This is a genomic window from Sphingobium sp. FW306-1B-F04DB (assembly GCF_058781925.1).
In genome coordinates this window covers 34,851-57,792 of the sequence record NZ_JBYSXE010000001.1, presented here as the reverse complement: position 1 = coordinate 57,792, position 22,942 = coordinate 34,851, and the positions used below count along the sequence as shown (strand labels likewise).

19 protein-coding genes and 1 tRNA gene are annotated in these 22,942 nt (G+C 65.4%); 4 read left to right on the top strand and 16 right to left on the bottom strand.

Going from position 1 to position 22,942, the window contains the following annotated elements:
* Positions 1-7: 7 nt before the first annotated feature.
* The 11 genes from xrtA to AC3WJD_RS00225 all read right to left on the bottom strand — a co-directional run bounded on the left by xrtA (position 8) and on the right by AC3WJD_RS00225 (position 13,471).
* A complete protein-coding gene (gene xrtA / locus AC3WJD_RS00275) occupies positions 8-1,552 on the bottom strand; it encodes an exosortase A (protein ID WP_492743436.1) in 1,545 nt (514 codons plus the stop codon).
* Positions 1,549-2,775, bottom strand: a complete 1,227-nt coding sequence (locus AC3WJD_RS00270; RefSeq protein WP_492744061.1) for a TIGR03087 family PEP-CTERM/XrtA system glycosyltransferase — start codon at positions 2,773-2,775, stop codon at positions 1,549-1,551. The genes xrtA and AC3WJD_RS00270 overlap by 4 nt, the downstream gene beginning before the upstream one ends.
* Positions 2,772-3,845, bottom strand: a complete 1,074-nt coding sequence (locus AC3WJD_RS00265) for a FemAB family XrtA/PEP-CTERM system-associated protein (protein ID WP_492743434.1) — start codon at positions 3,843-3,845, stop codon at positions 2,772-2,774. Before AC3WJD_RS00265 ends, AC3WJD_RS00270 begins: the two co-directional genes overlap by 4 nt.
* Positions 3,842-4,684 carry an XrtA system polysaccharide deacetylase gene (locus AC3WJD_RS00260; RefSeq protein ID WP_492743433.1) on the bottom strand — a complete coding sequence of 281 codons (843 nt, stop codon included), beginning with the start codon at positions 4,682-4,684 and terminating at the stop codon, positions 3,842-3,844. The genes AC3WJD_RS00265 and AC3WJD_RS00260 overlap by 4 nt, the downstream gene beginning before the upstream one ends.
* Positions 4,685-4,688: 4 nt before the next feature.
* Entirely contained in the window at positions 4,689-5,795 is a 1,107-nt protein-coding gene (locus AC3WJD_RS00255) for an XrtA/PEP-CTERM system-associated ATPase (RefSeq protein WP_492743432.1), read from the bottom strand.
* 36 nt (positions 5,796-5,831) lie between these two features.
* Positions 5,832-7,430 carry a porin family protein gene (locus AC3WJD_RS00250; RefSeq protein ID WP_492743430.1) on the bottom strand — a complete coding sequence of 533 codons (1,599 nt, stop codon included), beginning with the start codon at positions 7,428-7,430 and terminating at the stop codon, positions 5,832-5,834.
* Positions 7,431-7,432: 2 nt separating this feature from the next.
* Positions 7,433-8,371: an AAA family ATPase gene (locus AC3WJD_RS00245; protein ID WP_492743428.1), complete on the bottom strand. Its 939-nt coding sequence runs from the start codon at positions 8,369-8,371 to the stop codon at positions 7,433-7,435.
* A gap of 10 nt (positions 8,372-8,381) precedes the next feature.
* A complete protein-coding gene (locus AC3WJD_RS00240; protein WP_492743426.1) occupies positions 8,382-9,923 on the bottom strand; it encodes an XrtA system polysaccharide chain length determinant in 1,542 nt (513 codons plus the stop codon).
* A gap of 33 nt (positions 9,924-9,956) precedes the next feature.
* Positions 9,957-10,607 carry an XrtA/PEP-CTERM system exopolysaccharide export protein gene (locus AC3WJD_RS00235; RefSeq protein WP_492743424.1) on the bottom strand — a complete coding sequence of 217 codons (651 nt, stop codon included), beginning with the start codon at positions 10,605-10,607 and terminating at the stop codon, positions 9,957-9,959.
* Positions 10,608-10,727: 120 nt separating this feature from the next.
* Entirely contained in the window at positions 10,728-11,960 is a 1,233-nt protein-coding gene (locus tag AC3WJD_RS00230) for a pyridoxal-dependent decarboxylase, exosortase A system-associated (protein WP_492743422.1), read from the bottom strand.
* Entirely contained in the window at positions 11,957-13,471 is a 1,515-nt protein-coding gene (locus AC3WJD_RS00225) for an acyl-CoA ligase (AMP-forming), exosortase A system-associated (RefSeq protein ID WP_492743420.1), read from the bottom strand. Before AC3WJD_RS00225 ends, AC3WJD_RS00230 begins: the two co-directional genes overlap by 4 nt.
* A gap of 51 nt (positions 13,472-13,522) precedes the next feature.
* Here AC3WJD_RS00225 and AC3WJD_RS00220 point away from each other — a divergent pair, with 51 nt between their 5' ends.
* From AC3WJD_RS00220 to AC3WJD_RS00205, 4 genes are read left to right on the top strand one after another with little or no spacing between them, the layout of a single operon-like run.
* On the top strand, positions 13,523-14,563 hold the full coding sequence (locus tag AC3WJD_RS00220) for a GNAT family N-acetyltransferase (protein ID WP_492743418.1): 1,041 nt from the start codon (positions 13,523-13,525) through the stop codon (positions 14,561-14,563).
* 32 nt (positions 14,564-14,595) lie between these two features.
* The gene (locus tag AC3WJD_RS00215) at positions 14,596-14,874 is read left to right on the top strand and encodes an acyl carrier protein (RefSeq protein ID WP_492743416.1); all 279 of its coding nucleotides are present in this window, start codon (positions 14,596-14,598) and stop codon (positions 14,872-14,874) included.
* A complete protein-coding gene (locus AC3WJD_RS00210; protein WP_492743414.1) occupies positions 14,871-15,596 on the top strand; it encodes an alpha/beta hydrolase family protein in 726 nt (241 codons plus the stop codon). Before AC3WJD_RS00215 ends, AC3WJD_RS00210 begins: the two co-directional genes overlap by 4 nt.
* On the top strand, positions 15,581-16,393 hold the full coding sequence (locus AC3WJD_RS00205) for a hydrolase 1, exosortase A system-associated (RefSeq protein WP_492743413.1): 813 nt from the start codon (positions 15,581-15,583) through the stop codon (positions 16,391-16,393). The genes AC3WJD_RS00210 and AC3WJD_RS00205 overlap by 16 nt, the downstream gene beginning before the upstream one ends.
* Here AC3WJD_RS00205 and trxB read toward each other — a convergent pair.
* The 5 genes from trxB to lon form a co-directional block, all read right to left on the bottom strand.
* On the bottom strand, positions 16,379-17,341 hold the full coding sequence (gene trxB / locus AC3WJD_RS00200) for a thioredoxin-disulfide reductase (RefSeq protein ID WP_492743411.1): 963 nt from the start codon (positions 17,339-17,341) through the stop codon (positions 16,379-16,381). The two genes, AC3WJD_RS00205 and trxB, sit on opposite strands and share 15 nt — an antisense overlap.
* A gap of 97 nt (positions 17,342-17,438) precedes the next feature.
* Positions 17,439-19,529: a TonB-dependent receptor gene (locus AC3WJD_RS00195; RefSeq protein ID WP_492743410.1), complete on the bottom strand. Its 2,091-nt coding sequence runs from the start codon at positions 19,527-19,529 to the stop codon at positions 17,439-17,441.
* 197 nt (positions 19,530-19,726) lie between these two features.
* Positions 19,727-19,801, bottom strand: a tRNA-Val gene (locus AC3WJD_RS00190).
* A 212-nt stretch (positions 19,802-20,013) separates the two neighbouring features.
* The gene (locus AC3WJD_RS00185; RefSeq protein ID WP_119763562.1) at positions 20,014-20,286 is read right to left on the bottom strand and encodes an HU family DNA-binding protein; all 273 of its coding nucleotides are present in this window, start codon (positions 20,284-20,286) and stop codon (positions 20,014-20,016) included.
* Positions 20,287-20,445: 159 nt separating this feature from the next.
* Positions 20,446-22,851 (bottom strand): endopeptidase La, encoded by a 2,406-nt coding sequence (lon, locus tag AC3WJD_RS00180; RefSeq protein WP_492743406.1) that lies wholly within the window; start codon positions 22,849-22,851, stop codon positions 20,446-20,448.
* Positions 22,852-22,942: the final 91 nt, after the last annotated feature.

Here is a 22,942-nt window from a genome sequence, read left to right as displayed (position 1 = left end):
GCGGGCCCTATCCGCCGTGCGCGCTGGCGGCAATATCGTCGGCGAGGCGTTCGACGGGGCCGAGGCTACGGAGGAAGCGGTCGATCGCCGGACGCGCGGGCCGCCCGTCACTTTCCTCGGCGGAGACGAGCACCGCGACCGCCGTCTGATCCCCGCCCAGCAACCGCAGCTTCAGCGTTTCGAGCTTCACATGCGCCGCGCTGCCCGTCAGCGTGCCGCCGATCCGGTAGAAGCTCAGCACCTCGCGCGTCACCGGGCCCGGCGCCACGATGCGTTCGGCTGTGCCGCCGGCTGGCGATGGCGCGGCCGCGGTCCACGCCCATGCGCTCGCCGGGTCGACCGCGCCCTGCCCGTAACCGACGATCTCCTTGCCCTCTTCCTGATACGCGAACAGCAAGATGGCGAGGTCGATCTCATCGCCTGAGGCATTGCGATAGCGGCCGAGCAACCGATGGTCCGCGCCCGCATAATGCGGGAACCAGGGATGGCGGCGCGACAGCGCGACGCGCTGCCATCCTGCGATTTCGGGAAGCGCGACCGTCGCCGGCATTGCGTTGCGCCCGGTGGCGGCGATCGCGCCCGACCACAGCAGTGGCGTAGCGATCAGCGCGACGAGCGCGGCGGGGATAGCCCAAGGCCGCGGCTCGGCCAGCGGCACTTCGGTCAGCAGCGCGGGATCGAACCACGGGGCGTCGCGTGACCGGTCAAAAAAGGGCCAGCTGACGCCCATCACGATCGCGATAACCACCGCGAAGAATACCCAGCCATAGACGACATGATCGAAGCTCGCGGCAAAATCGATGCTGGTGAGTTCGGAGACGTAGATCGTGCCCCATGCGCGGATGCCGTTGGCGACGATCGGAACCGCAACGCACAGCGTCAGGAATGCCGCGCGCTTCTGCCAGCGCGAAAAGCAGAGGTTGGCCGCGAGCGCGCCATAGGCGATCATCGCGATCAGGAAATTGACACCCGAGCACGCCCCGGCGACCTCGAAATAGCCCTTTGGCGTAGTGATGAAGACGCCCTCGATCGTGGCGGGAATGCCCACAAGGTCGAGAAGGACCATGCACATTTTCGCGGTGATCGTCTGGAGCGGCGGGATCAGTTCCTCGCCAAAGGGCACCATGAAAAGCATGTAGAAGATCGGGAACGCCAGCGCGGGCGACACCTTCGGGCCGACCAGCGCGATCACCGTTCCCTGCAGCATCAGCACCAGCCCCAGATGCCGCGCCAGCGCCACGCCTGCGACGTGGCCGAGCAACCAGCCGAAGCTCCCAACTGCGACAACGATCAGGCCCGGCGCCCAACTGCGCGGGCTCAGCAGTGCGAGATCGGGCCAGCGCTGCCACACGAGCCATGCGATGATCGGCGGGATCAGCATGCAATGACCGAAGGTCGAGCTGTTCCACCATATCCCCGCGACATCGGCGGTATCGCGCGCGAACAGCGCGAGGATCAGCAGCATCGCGATGCCGAGCAGCGCGCCTTGCAGGCGCCAAGGCTGCGACAAAGGCGAGGCGTCGTCACGACTGACGGGTGCGGCGATCGTCATTCGGCAGCGCCCCCGATTACTGTGGACGGCATGCCGACGATGGCGTCCAGGCCGGCGAGCTGCGCATCCCAGCCGTAGCGCGCGACGATCCGCGCGCGCGCCGCACGCCCCAGAGTCTGGGCACGCACGGGATCGGCGATCAGACCCAGTATCGCCTCGATTTCGGCAGCGCTGCCATCGGCCACGATCAGCTCTCGACCGGGTGCTGCGTCGATACCCTCGAACGCCGCGGACGAGGCGACGACGGGCCGCGCCATCGCCATCGCCTCGAGCACCTTGTTCTGGACGCCGCGCGCGATGCCGAGCGGCGCGACCACGACGTCGGCCGCCTGCAGCCAGCCGCGCACATCAGGCACCTCGCCCGTCACGATCACGCCGGGCTGTGTTGCAAGCGCGCGCACCGCAACATCGGGCCGACGGCCGACAATGGCAAAACGGATATCGGGCCGGGACGCGCGGATCGCCGGAAAGCTCGTTTCAGCAAAGCGCACGACCGCCTCGACATTGGGTCGATAGTCCATCTGACCGGTGAATACGATCAGCGCCCCCGTCTTTTCGGGAAGCAGATAGCCCCCGGCAGGATCGAAGGCATCGAGATCGACGCCATTCTCGACCGCAACAACCCGGTCGCTACCCAGCCCTGAGCCCGCGCGGAACAGCGCGGCCTCCGCTTCGGTCACGAACAGGCTGGCGTCGGCACGCCCGGCGACCTCGCGCTCGAATGCCGCGAGCGTTCGCGCCTCGCGCGCATGGATCCAGCGCATCGGCGCGCGCGCGGTTTGCGCATAGCTCGCAAACTTCGCCGAATCGACGTCGACGAAATCCATCACGAAGCGCGCACTGCCACGGTCTGCCGGCACGAACTGCGCCATCTGGCCCGAAAAGCCAAAGATGCAGTCGATCGTCCCGCTTGCGAGGCGTTCAGCGACGAAGCGCCGGATCCCCGCACTGTCGAACAGACTGAGCGAGAGCGGCGTGCCCGTCATCAGCCCCGCTATCCCAGCGGCCAGCCGCGAATGGCCGCGCTTTTCGACATGGATCGACGCAAGCTGACGCTCCAGCACGGCCCTGTGCGCCATGTCGGCGTCATCGTCGGCGAAACAGGCCAGATGCACCGGCGCCAGCGTCATCAGCTTGCGCAGCAGGTGCCAGGAGCGGATCTTATCACCCCGATCTGGCGGCCAGGGGATGCGGTGCGCGAGGAAAAGGATATCGCTCATCAGCCGAGCCCGCGCGCGATGAACGGGCCGAGGCGGTTGGCGATGACAAGTGGCAGTCGCTGCCACAAGGCGATCTGGAAGCGATATCTGGGATCGAGCGGATTGATCGCGCGCGGCGCGGCGCCATCGGCGGTCCTCACGGCATAGCTGAGAGGAACCGGCTCGAAACCCCAGTTCTTCTTGAAGGTGAAAGCGCCAGTACCGGTCTTCGAGCGACCGAAATCGAAACGCACACAGCCACGCGCCCGCGCGTGGTTCATCAACGCGTAGTACATCAGGTCATTGGCGCGCCAGCGCCGCGCCTCGGCGGTGCCGCCGCCCCAATAGGGCATCACGGTATCCGCGAAATAGAGGCTGAGCACCGAAGCGATCGGTCGTCCCTCGTGCCGAACGGTCAGGATGTCGGCTTCGTCGCCCAAGCCGTCGAGCACCGCTTCAAACAACGCGCGAGGGAAAACGGGCGTGCCGAGGTTGCGCACGCTTTCGGCATAGACGCGATAATGCGCGTCACGGTCGCGCGCCCCACTTCCAGTCTCAACGCTAAGGTCGAAGCCGATCGCGCGCCGCACCTCGGCGCGTTGCTTGCGCGGGATTGCGAGCAGCTCGGCAGCATTATCGGCCGCCAGCAGGCGGGTGAAGCCGGCATAGATGCCCTCGTCGACGTGCCAATCAACACCGGCCGCCGTGCCGCACCGCAGTTCGACTGAAGCACAGCGACGTCTCTCCGCCAATGCCCAGGCTGCGCTCGTGAGCGTCTTCGCCGTGCTCGCATCTCGGGCAAGCACGCCACCGCCTACCGCGAAACCTGCCGAAACGAGCGCATTGCCGAACAGGATCGAACGCATTTCCGTCAGCGGCAGCACGCCAGCGGGCGCGTCCACACCGCTCTCGGCCACCAGATAATGCGCCTTTTGCCTACACCCGCTTTCTACCGCGCGACTCCATGCCGTCAGGTGAAAGGGCGTTGCATCGCCATGCGCGCGCACAAAATCGTCGATCCGCGCGCATTCCGCCGCATCGCCCAGATTCGCGGCGCGGATCGCGATCAGGGGATGGCCGAGCGGCGCGGTCATCGCGTGCGCGCCGCCTCCAGCGCGGCGACGTCGTCCATTCGCCCCCAACTGAACTCGCCCAGCAACCTTTCAAGCTTGCCCTCCATTCGCGAGAGGAAGCTGTAGTGCCTGAGCTTAGAGCGGATCGGCGCGTTCTTCACGCGTGGCTGATCGGGATCGATATCCCAGGGGTGGAAATAGAGCACCGCCGGGCGCGCATCGCGGCGGTTGGCGCGCGCAAACGCCCAACGCGAATAGCGATAGGGCAAAAGGCGGCAGAAGCCGCCGCCGGTGGGCAGGTTGCGCGAACCGAGACGCGCCGTCGTTACCGGGATTTCGATCAATGCGCTCCCGGCTACCGGGCGAAAGGCGAAGCGCGGCGCGTCGGGCCAGCCATAGTGATCGTGCCGGATCGGTGCGACGCTCGACGAATAGGCATAGCCCTGATCCGCGAGGATGCCGTGCGCCCAGGGCGTCCGCGGGTCGATCGAGAAGCTCGGCGCGCGATAGCCGATCACGGGGCGTCCGCCGACATCCTCAAGCATCTTGCGCGTGCGCCCGATATCCGCACGGAACTGTTCGGGGGTCATCGTAAAGACGCGCGCATGGTCCCAGCCATGACTGGCGATCTCATGCCCCTGTTCGACGATGCGGCGGATCAGCTTGGGGTAACGTTCGGCGACCCAGCCGAGCGTGAAGAACGTCGCCTTCACGCCCTTGCGGTCGAACAGCGCGAGCACCGCCTCGGTATTGCGCTCGACGCGCGGGGCCAGCGTGTCCCAGTCGGCGCGGTCGATCGTCGTTTCGAACGCCCCGACCTGGAACCAGTCCTCGATATCGACCGAGAGCGCGTTGAGCATCGGCTCAGGCGGCGCCGCGGACGGCGCGGAGATCGGGCGTCGCCGCGTCGCTTTCGACCCAGTCGATGAGCAGGCCAAGCACCCGACGGATCGCGGCCTCCTGCTCCTCAAGTCGCGCCTCGGCCGCCTCGATCCGGGCAATGAGTTCGGGATCCGTCGCGGCCACGGGTGCTGCGGCAACGGGCTGCGGTGCGGGTTGAACGACAATGGGCTCGGGCGCGACCGCCTCGACCTGGGCTAGGGGCGCAGGCACTGGTTCGGCCGTTGCGGCGGCGACCGCCTTGACCGGCTCGGGCGCGACATCGCTATCCATATCGGCGATCACCGCGGCAACATCGTCACCCTCGATCAGGCTGAGCTGCTCGATCGCGCCGAACAGCATCACGCGGCTCGCCAGCGCATTGAGCCGACGCGGCACGCCTTCGCTATGCGCATACATCCGCGCGAAGGCCTCGGGCGCGAAGCGCGGATTGCCCTGCCAGCCCGCCAGCGTCAGCCGGTGGATGATATAGGGTTCGATCTCGTTGGCCTGCATCGGCTCGAGGTGGTGTGTCGCGATCACGCGTTGGCGCAGCTGTTCGAGCCGTTCGCTGCCATTGAGTCGCGTGCGGAACTCGGGCTGGCCGAGCAGAAAGATCTGGAGCAGCGCGTGCCCGCCGGCCTGGAAGTTGGAGAGCATGCGCAGCTCTTCCAGCGCCGAGATTGGCAAATTCTGCGCCTCGTCGACGATCAGCAGCGTCCGCTTGCCGCGCTCGGCCTGTGCCATCAGGAAGCGTTCGATCCGGTCGAGGATCTGCGCCTTTTCGACGCCCTCGGTGGGAACGCCCATCGCCTGCGCTGTCATCCGCAGCATGTCGTCGCCCTCGATCTGGGTCGAGACGATCTTGATCGCGGTGAGCCGCTCGCGGTCGATTGTCGCCATCAGATGCCCGACCAGCGTGGTCTTGCCGGTGCCGATGTCGCCCGTGATGACGATGAAGCCCTCGCCCTGCGCCAGGCCATAGCCCAGATAGGCCATCGCCTTCTTGTGCGTCGCGCTGTCGAAGTAGAAGCGCGGATCGGGCGTCAGCTGGAAGGGCCGTGCCGTCAGGCCGTAAAATTCGCTGTACATCGTGCGTTCTCCCCGGGGCGATCGCGCGCCCCGCTCCTAAAATTGGTACCGCATGCCCGCGAGCGCCGAGGCGGTCAGGTCGCTTGCAAAGCCGTCCTGGTCGAAGGAATAGAGGCCGAGCGTGGCGGTGCCCGTCAGCCTCCGGCTGAAATTATGGAAATAGGTCAGTGTCGCGCCCGCGCTCCGGACATCGGGCGCGAAAGGCAGGCCGCTGTCATAACGGCTCAGATAGCCGCTGGCGTTGATGGCCGATTGCTCGCTCAGCTCATAAGCCCAGTAGCCTTGGACGAACCAGCTCTCGTCCTTGAGTCCGTCGACGCTGAAGCCCGTCGCGAAGCGCGGTGCGAAATACTTGCGCTGCGCATAGCCGAGCCCGAGCCCATAGGAGGTCCGCCCCACTCTGGCGGAATAGAGGACGTTGACGCCGCGGCTGCGGAAATTGGCGGTGCTGATCGACTGGAAGACGTCGTCAAGGCAGCCCCCGGTGCCCGCATTCTCGCCGAAGACGCAACCGTTGAACCCGCCCGCAATCGGATTGCCGGGCACGGTGAAGCTGGTCGGCAGCCGGGAGATGTTGTCGCTGAGCAACCGTCCGAAGCTCTCGACACCGTCATAAACGACGATCTGTAGCCCCGAATTGCGTGAGACCTGATGACTGAGCGACCCGATCACGGTGGTGCCGCCATAGCGCCGCCCGACACGCGCCTCGAGCTGGGTGCGCCGGCTCGGCTTCCACAACACGCCCATATCGTAGATCAGCCCGTCTATGTCATAGGCGATCTTGCGATCGGAATTGGGATCAGTGACGAAACGCCCGTCGCGGTCGCGGACGGGCACGCCATTGCCGTCTCGCAGCGCATCGCGCTGGCTTATCTCGATATTCTCGTAACCCACCCCGCCAACCAGCGCGAGCGTCGGCGTGAGGGGGACCGTGACGTCCCCGCGGACGAAGGTGCCATCGAAGCGCTGATCGAGCTGGTCAGCATTCTCGCGCTCCCAGCCCGCTCCGATGCTCCAGCCGAAGGGCAGCACGCCCGGGCGCTGCGAGACCGAGGCGCTCGCCAGATGGTGGGTCGCGTCATCATAGACGTCGAGCGGCACCTGCCCCGGCGGCAGCGCGAAGTCGGTATTCGCCTCGGCCTTGGTATAGCCGAAGCGGTAGGCCGCGCTGACACCCAGATCACCCACCATCGTGTTGAGCGTCGGCCCGGCATAGAAGGAATAGAGCTGGGTGACGTTGTCGCCGCCGCTCAGCATCGGATTGGGCGCTGCGCCGCGGATATCGACGCGCGTTCGTGTGGCGAGCGCGCCGCCCTCGAGCGTCAGCACATCGGGCACGACCTGTACCGCCGCACGCGCCAGCCCCGAATGGACATCGGCATCGTCGAGCCGGTCTCCCCATCCGATGCGGTGCTCATAGCGATAGCTGATCTGGACCTGCGCGCGCCGTTCGGTGACCACCGCATCCACCCCTGCGGCAAGCGTGGTGTAGGTCAGCACGTCGCCGCCATCGTCGAGATCGGCGTCCAGCACCTGCTGGATCTCGATATAGGGTCTGATTTCCCTCGCAGCATGCGCGGGCACAACCGCGCTGAGCGCGGCAAGTGCTGCCAGCCAAGCCCGCAGGAACCGCACGCTCAGTCCCCATATCCATAATAGGTCCCGAAACTGCGGGAATCGGCCTTGTAGCTGACCGCGTTGAGCAGCAGCCGGATATTGTCGCAGCCATGGAGCAGCCCGAGTGCATCGCGCAGTTCGGCGTCGGTCGTCCGGTCGGCCTTGACCACCATCACGCACTGGCCCGCATGCAGGGCAAGCACCGAAGCCGGCGAGGCGGCAAGCGCGGGCGGCGAATCGAGAATCACTATCCGCGCCGGATTGCTCGTGAGCAGCGAGTGCAACACCGCAGCGGTGTGCGCGGAGGCGAGCTGCTCGGTGTCGCTATGGGTCTGTCGTCCCGCGGGAAGCACATAGAGCCCGGTAATGTCGGTGCGGATGATGCAATTCTCGACGTCGAGCGTCGGGTCGGCGAGCGCGTCCATCAGGCCCGCGCCATCTTCGAGCCCGAGCGTGGTCAACACCTCGGGCTTGGCGAAATCGGCATCGACGAGCAGCACCTCGATGTCCTTTTCCGCGGCCATCGACAGCGCGAGGTTGATCGCCGAGAAGGTCTTGCCCTCATTGGGCCTGGCCGAGGCGACGAGGATCATCCGGGACTTGAGCGCCGGATCGGCCTTGGCATCGATCAGCAGCTGCCGCTTCACCAGGCGAAACTCCTCGCCCAGCACTCCGGCCGGCGTATCGGGCAGGATAAATCCCGTTTCCTTCAGCGCCTCGCGCTCGACGGTGGCGTGGCGGCCGCCAAAGGCACGCGGCGTCGGGAAGTCGATGATCGCGGGGTCGGGAGCCGCCAAAATCGGCAAAGGTGCGGGCTCCGCCGCCACGGGCGCAGCCTCGGCTGCGGGCTGCACTGGCAGCGTCCGCGCATTCTCCGCAATCGCCTTGCGGAAGTCGAAGATTTCCGAGGCGCGTTCGAGGAGCGAACCGCTCCTGGCTATGGGGGTGTGTTCGTTCATCGGATCCCCCTCAGGCGACCATGCCGCGCTGGACAAATTCGACGAGCAGCAGCACGACGAACATCGCCGCCAGCCCGCCCGCACCCCCCGCGAACCAGCGCAGTTTCCTGCGCCGTTCCTCGCGCTCGGGTGCCGAGAGTACTTCGCTGATCGCGCCGATCACGTGCAGCCCGCTGGCCCTCGCGAGCCGATCGGCGGTGGCGTAGGTCGTCTGCAGCTGCCCCTTCGCGAACGCGGTGCCGATCCCGCCGCCGATCCCCGCCACAAGCACGAGCGCGAGCAGCAACGGGCGATTGGGCGACACCGGAACGCGCGGGCTGGACGGCGGATCGATCACCCTGAAGCTGATCGAGTCGGTCTGGCTCTCCGCTTCGTTGCGGAGCCGCACCTGCTCGCGATCGGCGAGAAGCTTGTCATATTGCTGCTTGAGGACATCATAATCGCGGCCGATCCGACCCTGTTCGGCGGCGACGCCGGGGTCGGCGCTCTGTTTGGCGAGCAGCGTGTTCATGTCGCGCTGCAGCTGGTGTTTGCGCGCGCCGAGCGCTGCAACGGTTGCCTGCTTTTCCGCCTGCATCGCGCGCAGCGAAACGTAGAGCGGATTGGCCGTGGCTCCGGCGGCCCCGCCGCCCGTGCGCCGCTCGCCATTGGCAGCTGCGCGCGCCGCCGCGAGCTGCCGGTTCAGCGCCACGACATCGGGATGCGCGTCGGTCCAGCCGCGTGCCCGCGCGCCCGCGATCTGGCTTTCGATCTCGGCCAGGCGCTGCGCGGCCGGCCCTGCGCCCGCCGACACTGCACCACCGGCCACAGCGGCGCCGGTACCGGCCATCTGCCCGTTGACCGCGGTAAGCGAACTCTGCGCCGCCACCAGATCCGATTCGACCTGCGAAAGTTCGCCGCGTGCGGCCTGCATGCGTTCCGCCAGCGAGCCGACACCCGGAAGTCCGACATATTGCTGCTCGAACGCCATTCTTTTCTGCTCGGCGTCCTGCAGCTGTGTTTCGCGCTCGGCGAGCTGGCTATCGAGGAATCGCAGCGTTTCCTGTGTTTCGGCGCGTCCGCCAGCCATGTTCTCCGCGACGAACATGTCGATCAGATTCTGCGTGATCGCGCGTGCTAGCCCCGCATTTTTTGCATCCGACATGCCCGCGAACGAGGCCGTGGTCGTGATCTGGAACAAATTGTCCTGCTGGGCTTCGACCTTGATCGCCTTTTGCAGCGCGGCGACCATGTCGGCGACATCGCGGTCGCTTGCAGCAGCGAGCCGCAGATCGGTGTTACCGACGATTTTCGCGAGATTGTCGGCGGACGTCAGCGTCTGCCGCACGCGATCAATTTCACGCTGCCGCTCGACCGGCGTGATGCCGATCTTGTCCGGCAGGATCGACTGCATCTGGACGAAGATGCGGGCACGCGATTCATAGCTGTTGGGGATCAGCGAAATAACGAGCCAGCCGACAAGGCAGATCGCCCACGCCACCGCAAGCGCAAGCCAGCGCCGCTGCCACAATCCGTGCAGCGTGATGCGTATCTCGTCGTAAAGGCCACTCATAACTGTCTATGAACCTTTAGAAAAACCGAGCGATCAAAAGGCGCTTTCCGGGATGATGATGACGTCGCCAGGGGCGAGGCGAACATTGGCACTCGAGTCGCCCTGCTTGAGCAGACGGCTGATCTTGAGCGCGAATTCCTGCTGCTTGCCCGTGGCGCGATCGAAGCGGACCAGCCGCGCGCGATTGCCCGCCGCGAATTCGGACAGCCCACCCACCGCGATCATCGCATCGAGCAGCGTCATGTTGGCGCGATACGGCAATGAGGCGGGCTTTTCGGTGGCGCCAACGATGCGCACCTGCTGCGAATAGGTGCCCGAGAAATCACCGACGATCACCGAGACGAGCGGATCCTCGATATATTTGCCCAGCGCGACCTTGATGTCCTCCGCCAGCATCGCCGGGGTCTTGCCCACCGCGGGCAGGTCAGCGATCAGCGGTGTGGTGATACGCCCGTCGGGGCGAACCTGGACCTTGGCGCCAAGCTCCGGGTTGCGCCAGACGAAGATGGTGAGCTCGTCGAGCGGGCCGATGACATATTCCTCACCCGGCTTTTCCTCGAGCGACACGAACGACGCCGGTGGAAGCTGCGGGCCCGCCGCGCCGCCGCCCATACAGCCGCCAAGCGCGGCTGCGAGCATCGCTGCGCCGATGACATGCCGGGAAGCAGTTGTACCAAAACGCATTTTCTTCACCCCTTACGCGCCGTGCGCCAACGGCTCCCGCAGCACGGGATACACACGACTGCGGCGCCGGATCAGCGTCCGGTATCGGCGAAAGAGGTGAAAATAGTGTTAGGAGTGGCGTCATTCGCCCAGCAGGATCTCCTCCGCGGGGCCATGCCCGAGAAAGGCGGCGGGGCTGGCGCTCGCGCCATAGGCTCCTGCCATGAACACCGCGATCAGGTCGCCGCGCCCGGCGCGCGGCAGGCCGACCTGGTCGCTGAGCCGGTCAAGCGGCGTGCAAAGGCAGCCCACGACAGTGACCGCCTCCTCGGCGGGCGCCCCGAAGCGATTGGCGACCGCGACCGGATAGTTGCGACGCACGACCGTGCCGAAATTGCCGCTTGCGGCGAGCTGATGGTGCAGGCCGCCATCGGTGACGAGAAAAGTCTCGCCGTGGCTTTGCTTGCGATCGACGATGCGTGTCAGATAGACCCCCGCCTCGCCCACCAGCCAGCGGCCGAGTTCAATCGCGAACTCGGTATCGCCAAGCACATGTGCATGCATTTCAAGCGCTTCGGCCAGCGCGATGCCGATACGCTCGACATCGAGCGGCGCTTCGTTCGGGAAATAGGGGATGCCGAAACCGCCGCCGAGATTGACCAGTGGCGGCGCCATGCCGATCTCGGTGGCGAGCCGTTCCGAGAGCGCGAGTGTGGCCGCCTGTGCTTCGACCAGCGCCTCTGGATCGAGCGCCTGTGATCCGCCGAAAATGTGAAAGCCTCGCCAGTCCGCGGCCTCGGCAATGATGCGGCGTACAAGCCCCGGCGCCTCAGTGGCATCGACCCCGAAGGCAGTCGCCCGCCCGCCCATGCGCATACCCGATCCGCGAAGCTCGAAATCGGGATTGATCCGGACCGCGAGCTTGGGTCTGACGCCGATCCGCTCGGCAATGGCGATTGCGCGGTCGATCTCGCCCGACGATTCGCAATTGAGCGTCACGCCCGCGGCAATTGCGGCCTCGATCTCGCGGTCACGCTTGCCGGGACCCGCAAAGGATATCACCGCGGGCGCGGCGCCCGCTTCGAGCGCGAGCCGCATTTCGCCCTGCGAAGCCACATCGATGCCGTCCGCGCGCGCGGCCATCGCGGCGAGCAGCGGCGGAAAGGGATTGGCCTTCATCGCATAATGGACGAGCAATCCCGCGGGCATGGCGGTGCGCAACCGATCGATCCGCGCCTCGATGACCGAAAGGTCATAGACGAACAGCGGTGTGTCGCCCGCACCGTCGACGATTTCGGAGGCTCGCTTGCCCCCGATCACCAGTTCGCCGTCTTCGCCGCGATAGTCCGCGGGAATGTTGCCCATGGGCTTCATGCAACGTGCTCCTGACGGATGGAAGTTCGATCGAGCTTGCCATTGGGGTTGCGCGGCAGTTCGTCGCGCAGCCGGATTTCACGCGGCTGCATATAGGTCGGCAGCTCGGCTTTGAGCCATGAAGTCAGCTTTTCGAGTGCGGTGTCATGCGACCCGCCGCTGGGCCGCGCGATCAGCATTATTGCCTGGCCGAGTCGCGGATCGGGTACGCCGAGCGCGACCGCTTCGGCCACTGCGCCGCTCGCGATGGCCGCTTCCTCGATCTCGGTCGGGCTGACGCGATTGCCTGCGGTCTTGATCATCTCGTCGGAACGCCCCGAAAAACGCAGGAGACCTTGCGCGTCGCGCACAACCGTGTCGCCTGAAAATACCGCGGTTCCCCCCTCGCGGGACGCGGCGGGTGCCGGTTTGAAGCGTTCGGCGGTGCGCGCCGCATCGCCCCAATAGCCTTGCGCGACCAGCGGACCTGCATGGACCAGCTCGCCGGGTTCGCCGTCGTCGGTCAGGCTACCGTCGGGTCGGACGACGAGCACCTCGGCAAATGGAATGGCGCGGCCGATCGACTCGGGATGGTCGTCGGTCAGTGCGGGATCGAGATAGGTCGAGCGGAATGCTTCGGTCAGCCCGTACATCAGATAGAGCTGCGCCTGCGGGAACATCGCGCGCAGCTTGCGGACCAGCGGCACGGGCAGCGCACCGCCGGTATTGGTCATTCGCCGGATCTGCGCCGCGACCGCAACCGGCCAGTCAGCCTCTGCGATCTGCATCCAGAGCGGCGGCACCCCGGCAAGGCCGGTGACGCCGAAGCGCTCGACCGCCTTGATGACGTCGCGCGGCGTCAGATAATCAAGCGGCACGGCGCACCCGCCCCCCGCCCAGGTCGAGAGTAGCTGGCTCTGGCCATAGTCGAAGCTGAAGGGCAGCGCGCCAAGCACGCGATCCTCGGATGTGATCTTCAGATAATGCGCAACGCTGATCGCCCCGAGCCAGAGATTAGCGTGGCTGAGCATCACCCCCTTGGGGCGTCCCGTCGAACCGGACGTGTAGAGAATTTCCACCAGATCCGCGGGATCGTGCATGGATGGCGGCATGACGTCATCGCCGATCAGCGTGTCTTCGTCGGTGACGAGCGCGCACTCTGCGGGCCGATCACCGCTGCCGAGCGTCTCGGCGCGTGAAGATTGCGTGATCAGCAGCCGTGCGCCGCTGTCGTCAAGGATATGGGCCACCTGCGCGTGCTTGAGCAGCGGGTTGATGGGCACATAAACCACGCCCGCGCGCGCCGCCGCGAGCGGCAGGATGCACGCGGCGCGCGTCTTGGGCAGCCATGCAGCCACGCGGTCGCCCGGCCGGAGACCCTGTGCCAGCAACCCGTGCGCCATGCGTTCGACGAGTTGATTCAGTTCGGCGTAGCTGATCGTCCCGAATCGGGCCGCAATTGCCGGCGCCCCGGGTGCCCCGCGCAAAACGAGGTGATCCAGCGGCTTTGGCGTACGGGACAGGGCTTGCACTTTGGTTCCTTTGGCGTTCAACCCGAAACGAGGAAAAAGGGGGATAGCGCCTTGTGGGTTAAGGGGGAATATTTCGACGCGTTCGATGCGGCCGAGGCTGCTGCGCGCGGCTCGCTCGACCGCGAGGCCCAGCCGGTGCTGTTCGACCGACTCGCCTGGTTCAAGCGGACATGGACGCACTGCGCGCCCGGCGCCCGCCCGCTGATCGCGCGCGCGCTCAGCGAAAAGGCGCAGGCGTGGCTGTTCCTTGCGCGCCGAGAGGACGGGGCCGCCACCGCGCTTGCCAGTTGGTACACGCTCGCCTTTCGCCCGATTTTTGTCGGCACCCCCAGCGATACGATCAAACTGCGCCTGCTCACCGCCATTGCGCGGCGGCTGCGCGTAGCGCTCAAACTCAGCCGCATTACGCTTGCCCCGGTTCCCGTCGAGGATGGGAGTGCCAGCCTCCTCGCCACAGCGTTTCGCCGCGCAGGCTGGCGCGTTGCGCGGCGCCCGGCCACTGTGAACTGGATCGCAGACACGACGGGCATGCGCTTCGCCGATTATTGGGCCGCCCGCCCCGGTGCGTTGCGCAGCACAGTGTCCCGCAAACGGGCAAAAACTCCGCTTGCGATTGATATTCATGATAAATTTGATGAAATTACCTGGCAAAGCTACGAACGGATCTACGAACAGAGCTGGAAGCCTGGAGAGGGCTCACCGCCCTTTCTGCAGGAGATGGCAGCGGAGGAAAGCGAAGCCGGGGCATTGCGGCTCGGCATTGCCTCCCTCTGCGGGCGCCCCGTCGCCGCACAACTTTGGACGGTCGAGAACGGAACGGCACTTATCCACAAGCTCGCTTATGTCGAAGATGCTGCCGAACATTCCCCGGGGACGCTGCTGAGCGCTGCAATGTTCGAGCATGCGATCGATCAGGATGGTGTGTCGCTGATCGATTACGGCACCGGCAATGACGGATACAAGGCGAACTGGATGGATCGTGCGCGGACGCTCGAGCAGATCGAGATGTTCAATCCGCGCACGCTGCGGGGATTGCTCGGCGCGGCGCGCATGACGCTGGCCAATCTTGTCCATAGGCGCAGGGTCGATTAGGGGAACCGCCAAGCCCGGTTGCAGCAAGGGGATTGCGTGTGAAGTCTGCCGAAGCCGTCGAGATCGAGGATGCGGTGCGCGCGGTACTGCGCGACATATTGGGCCTGAAGCCCGAGCGCGTCGCTGCCTTTGACGACAACAGCCTGCTGTTCGGCGCACTTCCCGAACTCGATTCCATGGCAGTGGCCGGCCTGCTCACCGAGATCGAGGATCGGCTGGGCATCATCATCGATGATGACGAGGTCGATGGCGAAATGCTCGAAACCTTTGGCAATCTGGTGCGCTTCACGACTGCCAAGGCGCTTGGGTGAGCCAGACGGAGCGCGCCTCGATCGCCTATCGCTGGCGTGACGCGCATGAACGGATTGTCCGGATCGGCACGCCCGGGGACCGCGCCATATTGTTGCTCGCGCCGCTGTTGGAAGAAGCCAATCGCACCCGGCATTTCCTGATCGAAGCCATGCGCGGGCTCGCGCGCCGCGGGTTTTGCTGCTTCCTTCCCGATCTGCCCGGAACGCTTGAAAGCACGACGCCGCTCGACGCGGCACATTGGTCGGACTGGCGCGCCGCCGCCGCCGCCGCGGGGACGTCGATCGGACAGCCATACCATGTCGTGAGTATCCGCGGGGGCGCGTTGCTGGATAGCGCGACCGACGCCGTCAGCCGCTGGCGCCTCACGCCGGCCCGGGGCGATGCGCTGCTCCGCGAATTGTTGCGCGTTCGGATGGCGGCCGATCGTGAGGCGGGCCGGAACGCGTCGACCGCACAGCTCGAGGCCGAAGCGCTGTCGCGCCCCTTCGAGGTCGCAGGGCATCGGTTTAGCCCCGCGCTGCTCTCCGGGATGAAGGCAGCGACGCCGGTTGACGAGGGCGCAATCCGCACGCTCCGCCTCGACGGCGATGCCCTGCCTGCCGATGCCCGTCTCGCCGGAATCCCGCTCTGGCGCCGCAGCGAACCCGATCACGATCCCGTTTTATGTCAATCTGTTACTGAAGATATCGAACATTGGATAGAAGCATGCGGCAGGCGCTGAGCTTCGTCTGTGCCGGGGCGGAACTTGCGGGCATGCTTGATGTGGCGCCGCGCGACACCGGGCTGCTGATCGTGTCGGGAGGCAACGAGATTGCGGCGGGTGCGCATGCCGGCATGGCCCGTTTGGCCGCAGGCGTCGCGGCGCAGGGTTTTCCCGTATTGCGCTTCGACCGGCGCGGCGTGGGCGACAGCGAAGGTGAGAACGGGGGCTATGCGACAAGCGCCGATGATATCGCCGCAGCGTCGACTGCGTTCCGGAATGCGATGCCCACGTTGCGGTATATCGTCGCGTTCGGCAATTGCGACGCCGCCACCGCGCTCGGGCTGTTCCACCACAGGATTAGCGCCGCCGCGCTGATACTCGCCAATCCCTGGCTGTTCGACACCGAACAGGGGCTCCCGCCAACCGCCGCGATCAAGGCGCGTTACAGCCGCAAGCTGCGCGATCCGCGCGAATGGCTGCGGCTGCTACGCGGCGACGTCGATCTGGCACGGCTTTTCAAGGGCCTGGGCGCGATGTCGATAGCTCCCAAGCCGAGCGACATGGCCACGCGGTTGCGCGATGGACTGGCCGCAAGCGCCCTGCCCGTCCGCCTCATCCTCGCAAGCAACGATGCGACCGCCCTCGCCTTTGCCGAACGCTGGCAATCTCCGGCGTTCGCGGCGCTGCGCACGAGCGCACGCTTCATTGTCGAAGAAATCGACACTGCATCGCATAGCTTTGCAGCGCCGGGCGATGCCGAGGCGCTGCTCGCCGGCGTCATCGCAGCGCTCGAGGCGGCGTCAGGCGGGTTCTAGCTCGAAATCGGCTTCGGCGAGGAAGCGTTCGGCGTCGAGCGCGGCCATGCACCCCGTGCCGGCAGCGGTCACCGCCTGGCGATAGATCTTGTCCATCACGTCGCCGCACGCGAACACGCCGGGCACGCTGGTCCGGGTCGAGCCCGTATCGACCGCGATGTAGCCGTCGCTGTCCAGTTCGAGGCTGCCCCGAAAGATCTCGGTCGCAGGCGAATGGCCGATCGCGACGAAACCGCCATCGGCCTCGATATGCGAGATCTCGCCCGTCACCGTGTCCTTGAGATCGAGCCCGACCAGCCCGACCGGGTCGCCACCGCCCACGAAACGCTCGACCGACTTGTTCCACAGCACCTTGATATTGGGATGCGCGAACAGGCGGTCCTGCAGGATCTTCTCGGCGCGCAGCGAATCGCGGCGGTGGATCAGCGTGACGTCATGGCTGTGGTTGGTGAGGTAGATCGCCTCCTCGACCGCGGTGTTGCCGCCGCCGATGACGACGACCTTCTTGCCGCGATAGAAGAAACCGTCACAGGTGGCGCAGGCCGACACGCCCTTGCCCTGGAGCAGCACCTCGCTCTCGAGCCCGAGCCATTTGGCCGACGCGCCCGTCGCGATCACCAGCGTGTCGCCGCTGTAAACCGTGCCGCCGTCGCCGATCAGGCGGAAGGGACGCTGGGTCAGGTCAATCTCGACGATCTGGTCATACATCATCTGCGCGCCGACGTGCTCGGCCTGGGCGCGCATCTCCTCCATCAGCCAGGGGCCCTGGATGACGTCGCGGAAGCCCGGATAATTCTCGACATCGGTGGTGATGGTCAGCTGGCCGCCCGGCTGCAGGCCCTGAACGACGATCGGCGCAAGGCCCGCGCGCGCGCCATAGATGGCCGCACTCAGGCCGGCGGGGCCCGAACCGAGAATGAGCATGCGGGTCGAATGGGTGGCAGTCATATATGCAATTGCCCTGTTGTCTGTAATTCCGTTGCAGCCAGATAGGGACTGCCGACCGGGTTACGCAACCGCCAACACCACGAGTTCGCGTTTGGGCCTAGAAACGTATGCTTGCACCGATGCGGAAATCGCGACCCGCGAGCGGCGCATAATCTTTCAGGAATGAGCTGTGGCGCCGCGCCGTCACGTCGAAGATGTTGTTGGCGGCCAACCGCAGCGTCAGCAGCCCGTCGGGGCCCATCGGGCGCCATTCGACGCGGGCGTTGACGAGCGTATAGGCGGGCGTTTCGGTCTCGAACTTCGCGATCTTGTCCTGTTTGGTGACATGTTCGACCTCGACACGGCCGATCAGCGGGTCGGACTGGTATTCGAGCCCGCCGAGCAGTCGCAGCGGCGGGATGAAGGGCGCCGAGCCCGCGCCGTCGATCTTGACGCGGACATAGTCGACAATGCCGTCAGCGACGATCTTGCCCTCGCCAAGCTGTGCGACCGTGGCGTTGACCTCGGCCTCGAAGCCATATTGCTTCGCGCCATTGGCGAAATAGGCGAAGACCGGCAGGTCATCCGCGATATCTCCCGTGGGCGCCTGATAGATGAAGTTGGAGAAATCATTGTAATAGGCGGAGGCTTCGACCGAGAAGCCCGGCAGGCGGCCGCGCAGCGTCAGCTCGGCGCCATTGCTCTTTTCCTTGCCGAAATCGGGATCGCCTACCTCGAAGGCCTGCGTCGCGAGATGCGGGCCGTTGGCGAAGAGCTCCTCCGCCGTCGGGGCGCGCTCGCTGTGGGTCAGGTTCACGCCGAGCTTCCACCCGTCGACCAGTTCATATTGCCCGCCGAGCGACGCCGAGAAGGTGTTGAAGCTACGCTCCGCCGCGACTGTGCCGAGCTGGTCGCTGGCGGCCGCCTGGATATTGCTGTGCTCGTAGCGTCCGCCGACCTCAGCGTGGAGGCGCCCGAAATCGAAATTCTGGACGGTGAAGATGCCGCCCTGCTCGGTGCTCGTCGGCGGCAGGAACGCCTCCTCGCCGATCGCCTCGAAATCGCGCGTCAGATATTGCGCGCCAAAGGCGCCGCTCCACGCGCCCTGCTTGCGCTGTGAGAATTCAAGCCGCCCCTCCATGCCCTTGTTGTAGAAGCGCGTGGCGATCTCGCCGGTGTCCTCGATCTCGAAGTGGCGATAGTCGCCATAGCCACCGCGAAAGCGGATCGCGTCGAGAAAACCACTGGCAGGCGTGATCTCGGCACGAACATCGGCGCGGTACTGGCGGACATCGAGCGTCGGCGCCTCGGCCTCGATCGCGGGATCGAGCGAATAACGGATCGGCACGCCATAATTGTTGTCGCTGCGCGCGAACGAGATGCCGATATTGCCGCCCTCCGCGACATAGGCGGCGCCCAGCGCAACCTCGCTCGATTCGGATGCGGTGTTGGGAATGTCGCCGCGAAGGTCCGCAAGCGCGCGGATATCGGGGTCCGCGGACAGCGCGGCCTGTTCGCGCAGCGGCTTGCTCAACAGGAAGCCCCCCGCCCGCAGATCATCTGTCTTTGCATAGCTGCCGTCCGCGTGCAGCACCAAGCCGCCGCCCACGGGCACGTCGACCGCGCCAGCGACGCGTCGCTCATCCGCGGCGGTGCCATAATCGGCATCAACCTGGAGGTGCACCGGCTCATCGGGCACCGCGCGCGGGATACGATTGTCGATAACGCTGACCACACCCCCGATCGCCGAGGAGCCGTAGAGCAACGCGGTCGGACCGCGCAGCACTTCGATACGTTCGGCGGTCAGCGGGTTGATGCTGACGGCATGGTCGACGCTCGAGCCCGAGGCGTCGAAGCTGCCGATCCCGTCGATGAGTACACGAATGCGGTCGGCCTGCAGCCCGCGGAGGATCGGTCGCGATGCCGAGGGGCCGAAGGATGTCGCGCTCACGCCTGGCAGCGATGCCAGCGTCTCGCCGATCGAGGTTCGCCGCGCGGCATCGAGATCGGTGCCGCTCAGCACCGACACGCCCGCGAGCAGGTCGCCGCGCTGACGCTGGAGGCCGGTGACGATGATGTCCGCCGAATCCTCGGTATGCATCACCGGCACCGAAGGCGTTTCGGACTGCGCGTCATCGTTTTGCGCCTGAGCGAAGGCGGGCATCGCAACGGTCGAGAAAAGCAGGGCGACGAGCACGGACGGTTTCATGGCTACTCCTTTACTGCCCGCGCTGCTTAGGGTTACTTTATATCATGTCAACCCGTTATACGACGATCGCTGCGTATTTTCGGCATACGACGCGCCGGCTCTGAGGACGCGACACGTCAGCACCATCAACGCGTAAAACGCGATACCGTGCGTGACGCGATGCTGATGATCCGGAAAATGGGCAACAGCCCGAAGCGTGGTGGGCGCGGTAGGGATTGAACCTACGACCCCACCCGTGTGAAGGGTGTGCTCTACCACTGAGCTACGCGCCCACGCCTGGACGGCCAAGGCGTTGTCGCCATCGGGCCGGAGCCGGGTCCATAACGGGAGAATCGCACCCCCGCAATATCCCGCTCAAAAGAAAAGGCGGCGCCCGTCACGCCGCCCAGCGCTTCAGTCGAGTTATACGGCCGAAGCGTTTCTCCGGTCTCGCGACCGGACGGAGCTTTCACCCCGGCGGTTCTGCCGCCGGGGGAATAGCCGATTAGTTGACGGCGTCCTTCAGGCCCTTGCCGGCCTTGAACTTCGGCTGCGTCGATGCCTTGATGGTCATCGCTTCGCCGGTGCGCGGGTTGCGGCCCGTCGAGGCCTTGCGCTTGGAAACCGAGAACGTGCCAAAACCGACCAGGCGCACTTCGTCGCCCTTCTTCAGCGCGCCGGTGATGGCGTCGAACACGCCTTCAACAGCTTTGCTGGCGTCGCTCTTGCTCAGGCCCGATGCATCGGCGACCGCGCCGATGAGCTCTTGCTTGTTCATGCCCTGGGAACCCCCTTGGTCTTGTTGTGAATGATTCAACTTTCGGCTTTGTTTGGCCGGCGCGTAGTTAAGGCGGAGCTTTGCGGGCCTGTCAAAGCAAAACCGTCACATTCCGCCAAAAAACCCCTCGGAAACCGCGTTTTTTCGGCCGAATCGGGGTCAATGGCGTAGCTGATCCCCGTCGGATAACCCAGAAGCCCCCGTTTGTGGCGGTTGCGCCGCCAGCTCGTCGGCTTCGCTCCAGTCGATCGGCTGCAGCGAATCGGTGAGCGCGAGCGCCAGAACCTCGTCAACATGCTTGACCGGAACGATCTTGAGCCCGTCCTTGATGTTCTGCGGAATCTCGACGAGATCCTTCTCGTTCTCGGCCGGGATCAACACGGTCTCGATACCGCCACGCAACGCCGCGAGCAGCTTTTCCTTGAGCCCGCCGATCGGCAGCACGCGGCCGCGCAATGTCACTTCGCCCGTCATCGCAACCTCGCGCCGCACCGGAATGCCGGTGAGCGTCGAGACGATCGTGGTCACCATGCCGATGCCCGCCGACGGACCATCCTTGGGCACCGCGCCTTCGGGCAGGTGGATGTGGATATCCTTGCGTCCGAACAGGCTCGGCTTGATGCCATAGGCCGGGGCGCGCGCACGGACGAACGAGAATGCGGCCTGCACCGACTCGGTCATCACCTCGCCGAGCTTGCCGGTCGTCCTGACCAGACCCTTGCCAGGCACTGTGACCGCCTCGATCGTCAGCAGCTCGCCGCCGACCTCGGTCCAGGCGAGCCCGGTGACCGCGCCGATCTCATTCTCCTCTTCGCTGAGCCCGTGGCGATATTTCAGCACGCCTGCATATTCGGAAAGGTTCTCGGGGGTGATAACTGCACGCTCGATCTTGCCTTCCAGGATCCGGCGCAGCGCCTTGCGCGCAAGCTTGGCGATCTCGCGCTCGAGCGTGCGGACGCCGGCTTCGCGCGTGTAGTGCTGGATCAGCGCGCGCAGCCCCTCGTCGGTCAGCTCGAATTCGCCGGGCTTGAGCCCATGCGCTTCTATCTGCTTGGTGAGCAGGTGGCGCTTGGCGATCTCGACCTTCTCGTCCTCGGTGTAACCCTCGAGCCGGATGATCTCCATGCGGTCGAGCAGCGGCTGCGGCAGGTTGAGCGAGTTCGCGGTGGTGACGAACATTATGTCCGAAAGATCGATATCGATCTCCAGATAATGATCCTGGAACTTCGAATTCTGTTCGGGATCGAGCACCTCAAGCAGCGCCGACGCCGGATCGCCGCGGAAGTCCTGGCCCAGCTTGTCGATCTCGTCGAGCAGGAACAGCGGGTTGGACGTGCCTGCCTTTTTCAGGTTGGACACGATCTTGCCCGGCAGCGAGCCGATATAGGTCCGCCGGTGGCCACGAATCTCCGCCTCGTCGCGCACGCCGCCCAGCGACTGGCGCACGAACTCGCGCCCGCACGCCTTGGCGATGCTGCGGCCGAGCGAGGTCTTGCCGACGCCCGGAGGACCGACGAGGCACAGGATCGGGCCCTTGAGCTTGTTGGTGCGCGCCTGGACCGCGAGATACTCGACGATGCGGTCCTTGACCTTCTCAAGCGCATAATGGTCCTCGTCGAGCACCGCCTGCGCCTGCGCGATATCCTTCTTGAGCTTGGACTTTTTGCCCCAGGGCAGGCCGAGCAGCACGTCGAGATAATTGCGCACGACCGTTGCCTCGGCGGACATCGGCGCCATCGTCTTCAATTTCTTGAGCTCGGCGGTCGCCTTGGCGCGCGCCTCCTTGGACAGTTTGAGCGTCGCGATCTTCTGGGTCAGCTCGGCGATTTCGTCGCCCTCGCCTTCCTCGCCCTCATTGCCCAGTTCGCGCTGGATCGCCTTCAACTGTTCGTTGAGATAATATTCGCGCTGCGTCTTCTCCATCTGCCGCTTCACGCGGCTGCGGATCTTCTTCTCGACCTGGAGCACGCCCAGTTCGCCTTCCATGAAGGCGAATGCCATCTCCAGACGCCGCGCGGGATCGAGTTCGACGAGCAATGTCTGCTTGTCGGACACCTTGATCGAGATGTTGGAGGCGACCGAGTCGGCGAGGCGCGATGCGTCCTCGATCTCGCTGAGCTGCACCGCGGTTTCGGCGGGCAGCTTCTTGTTGAGCTTGGCGTAATTCTCGAACTGCTCGACCACCGAGCGCATCAGCGCCTGTATCTCGTTGCCTTCGGCGGCGCGCTCCTCGATCGGCGCCACCACCGCGGTCACATGGTCGTCGATCATGTCGAGCGACTCGAGCGAGGCGCGCTGCTGCCCTTCGACAAGCACCCGCACCGTGCCGTCGGGCAGCTTGAGAAGCTGCAGCACCGTCGCAATCACACCGAGATCGTACAAATCCTCGCGGCCGGGGTCGTCCTCGGCCGGATCCAGCTGAGCTACAAGGAAAATTTCCTTGTTCGCCTCCATTGCACGTTCAAGCGCCACCACCGATTTGTCGCGTCCCACGAAGAGCGGAACGATCATGTGTGGAAAGACAACGATGTCGCGCAGGGGCAGGACGGGGTAGCTATTGGACATGAGGACTCCGGAAACGCATGTTGCGTATATGGGCGTGCGCGCCTTGCCGATCAATGAAGCAACGCAACACCATAACTTTTAGCGCGTCAAA

Excerpts from the sequence above, each read along its gene's own strand:
- xrtA (WP_492743436.1), bottom strand. The coding sequence starts at position 1,552 with ATGACGATCGCCGCACCCGTCAGTCGTGACGACGCCTCGCCTTTGTCG.
- AC3WJD_RS00265 (WP_492743434.1), bottom strand. The coding sequence starts at position 3,845 with ATGACCGCGCCGCTCGGCCATCCCCTGATCGCGATCCGCGCCGCGAAT.
- AC3WJD_RS00260 (WP_492743433.1), bottom strand. The coding sequence starts at position 4,684 with ATGCTCAACGCGCTCTCGGTCGATATCGAGGACTGGTTCCAGGTCGGG.
- AC3WJD_RS00255 (WP_492743432.1), bottom strand. The coding sequence starts at position 5,795 with ATGTACAGCGAATTTTACGGCCTGACGGCACGGCCCTTCCAGCTGACG.
- AC3WJD_RS00245 (WP_492743428.1), bottom strand. The coding sequence starts at position 8,371 with ATGAACGAACACACCCCCATAGCCAGGAGCGGTTCGCTCCTCGAACGC.
- AC3WJD_RS00240 (WP_492743426.1), bottom strand. The coding sequence starts at position 9,923 with ATGAGTGGCCTTTACGACGAGATACGCATCACGCTGCACGGATTGTGG.
- AC3WJD_RS00235 (WP_492743424.1), bottom strand. The coding sequence starts at position 10,607 with ATGCGTTTTGGTACAACTGCTTCCCGGCATGTCATCGGCGCAGCGATG.
- AC3WJD_RS00230 (WP_492743422.1), bottom strand. The coding sequence starts at position 11,960 with ATGAAGCCCATGGGCAACATTCCCGCGGACTATCGCGGCGAAGACGGC.
- AC3WJD_RS00205 (WP_492743413.1), top strand. The coding sequence starts at position 15,581 with ATGCGGCAGGCGCTGAGCTTCGTCTGTGCCGGGGCGGAACTTGCGGGC.
- trxB (WP_492743411.1), bottom strand. The coding sequence starts at position 17,341 with ATGACTGCCACCCATTCGACCCGCATGCTCATTCTCGGTTCGGGCCCC.
- AC3WJD_RS00195 (WP_492743410.1), bottom strand. The coding sequence starts at position 19,529 with ATGAAACCGTCCGTGCTCGTCGCCCTGCTTTTCTCGACCGTTGCGATG.
- AC3WJD_RS00185 (WP_119763562.1), bottom strand. The coding sequence starts at position 20,286 with ATGAACAAGCAAGAGCTCATCGGCGCGGTCGCCGATGCATCGGGCCTG.
- lon (WP_492743406.1), bottom strand. The coding sequence starts at position 22,851 with ATGTCCAATAGCTACCCCGTCCTGCCCCTGCGCGACATCGTTGTCTTT.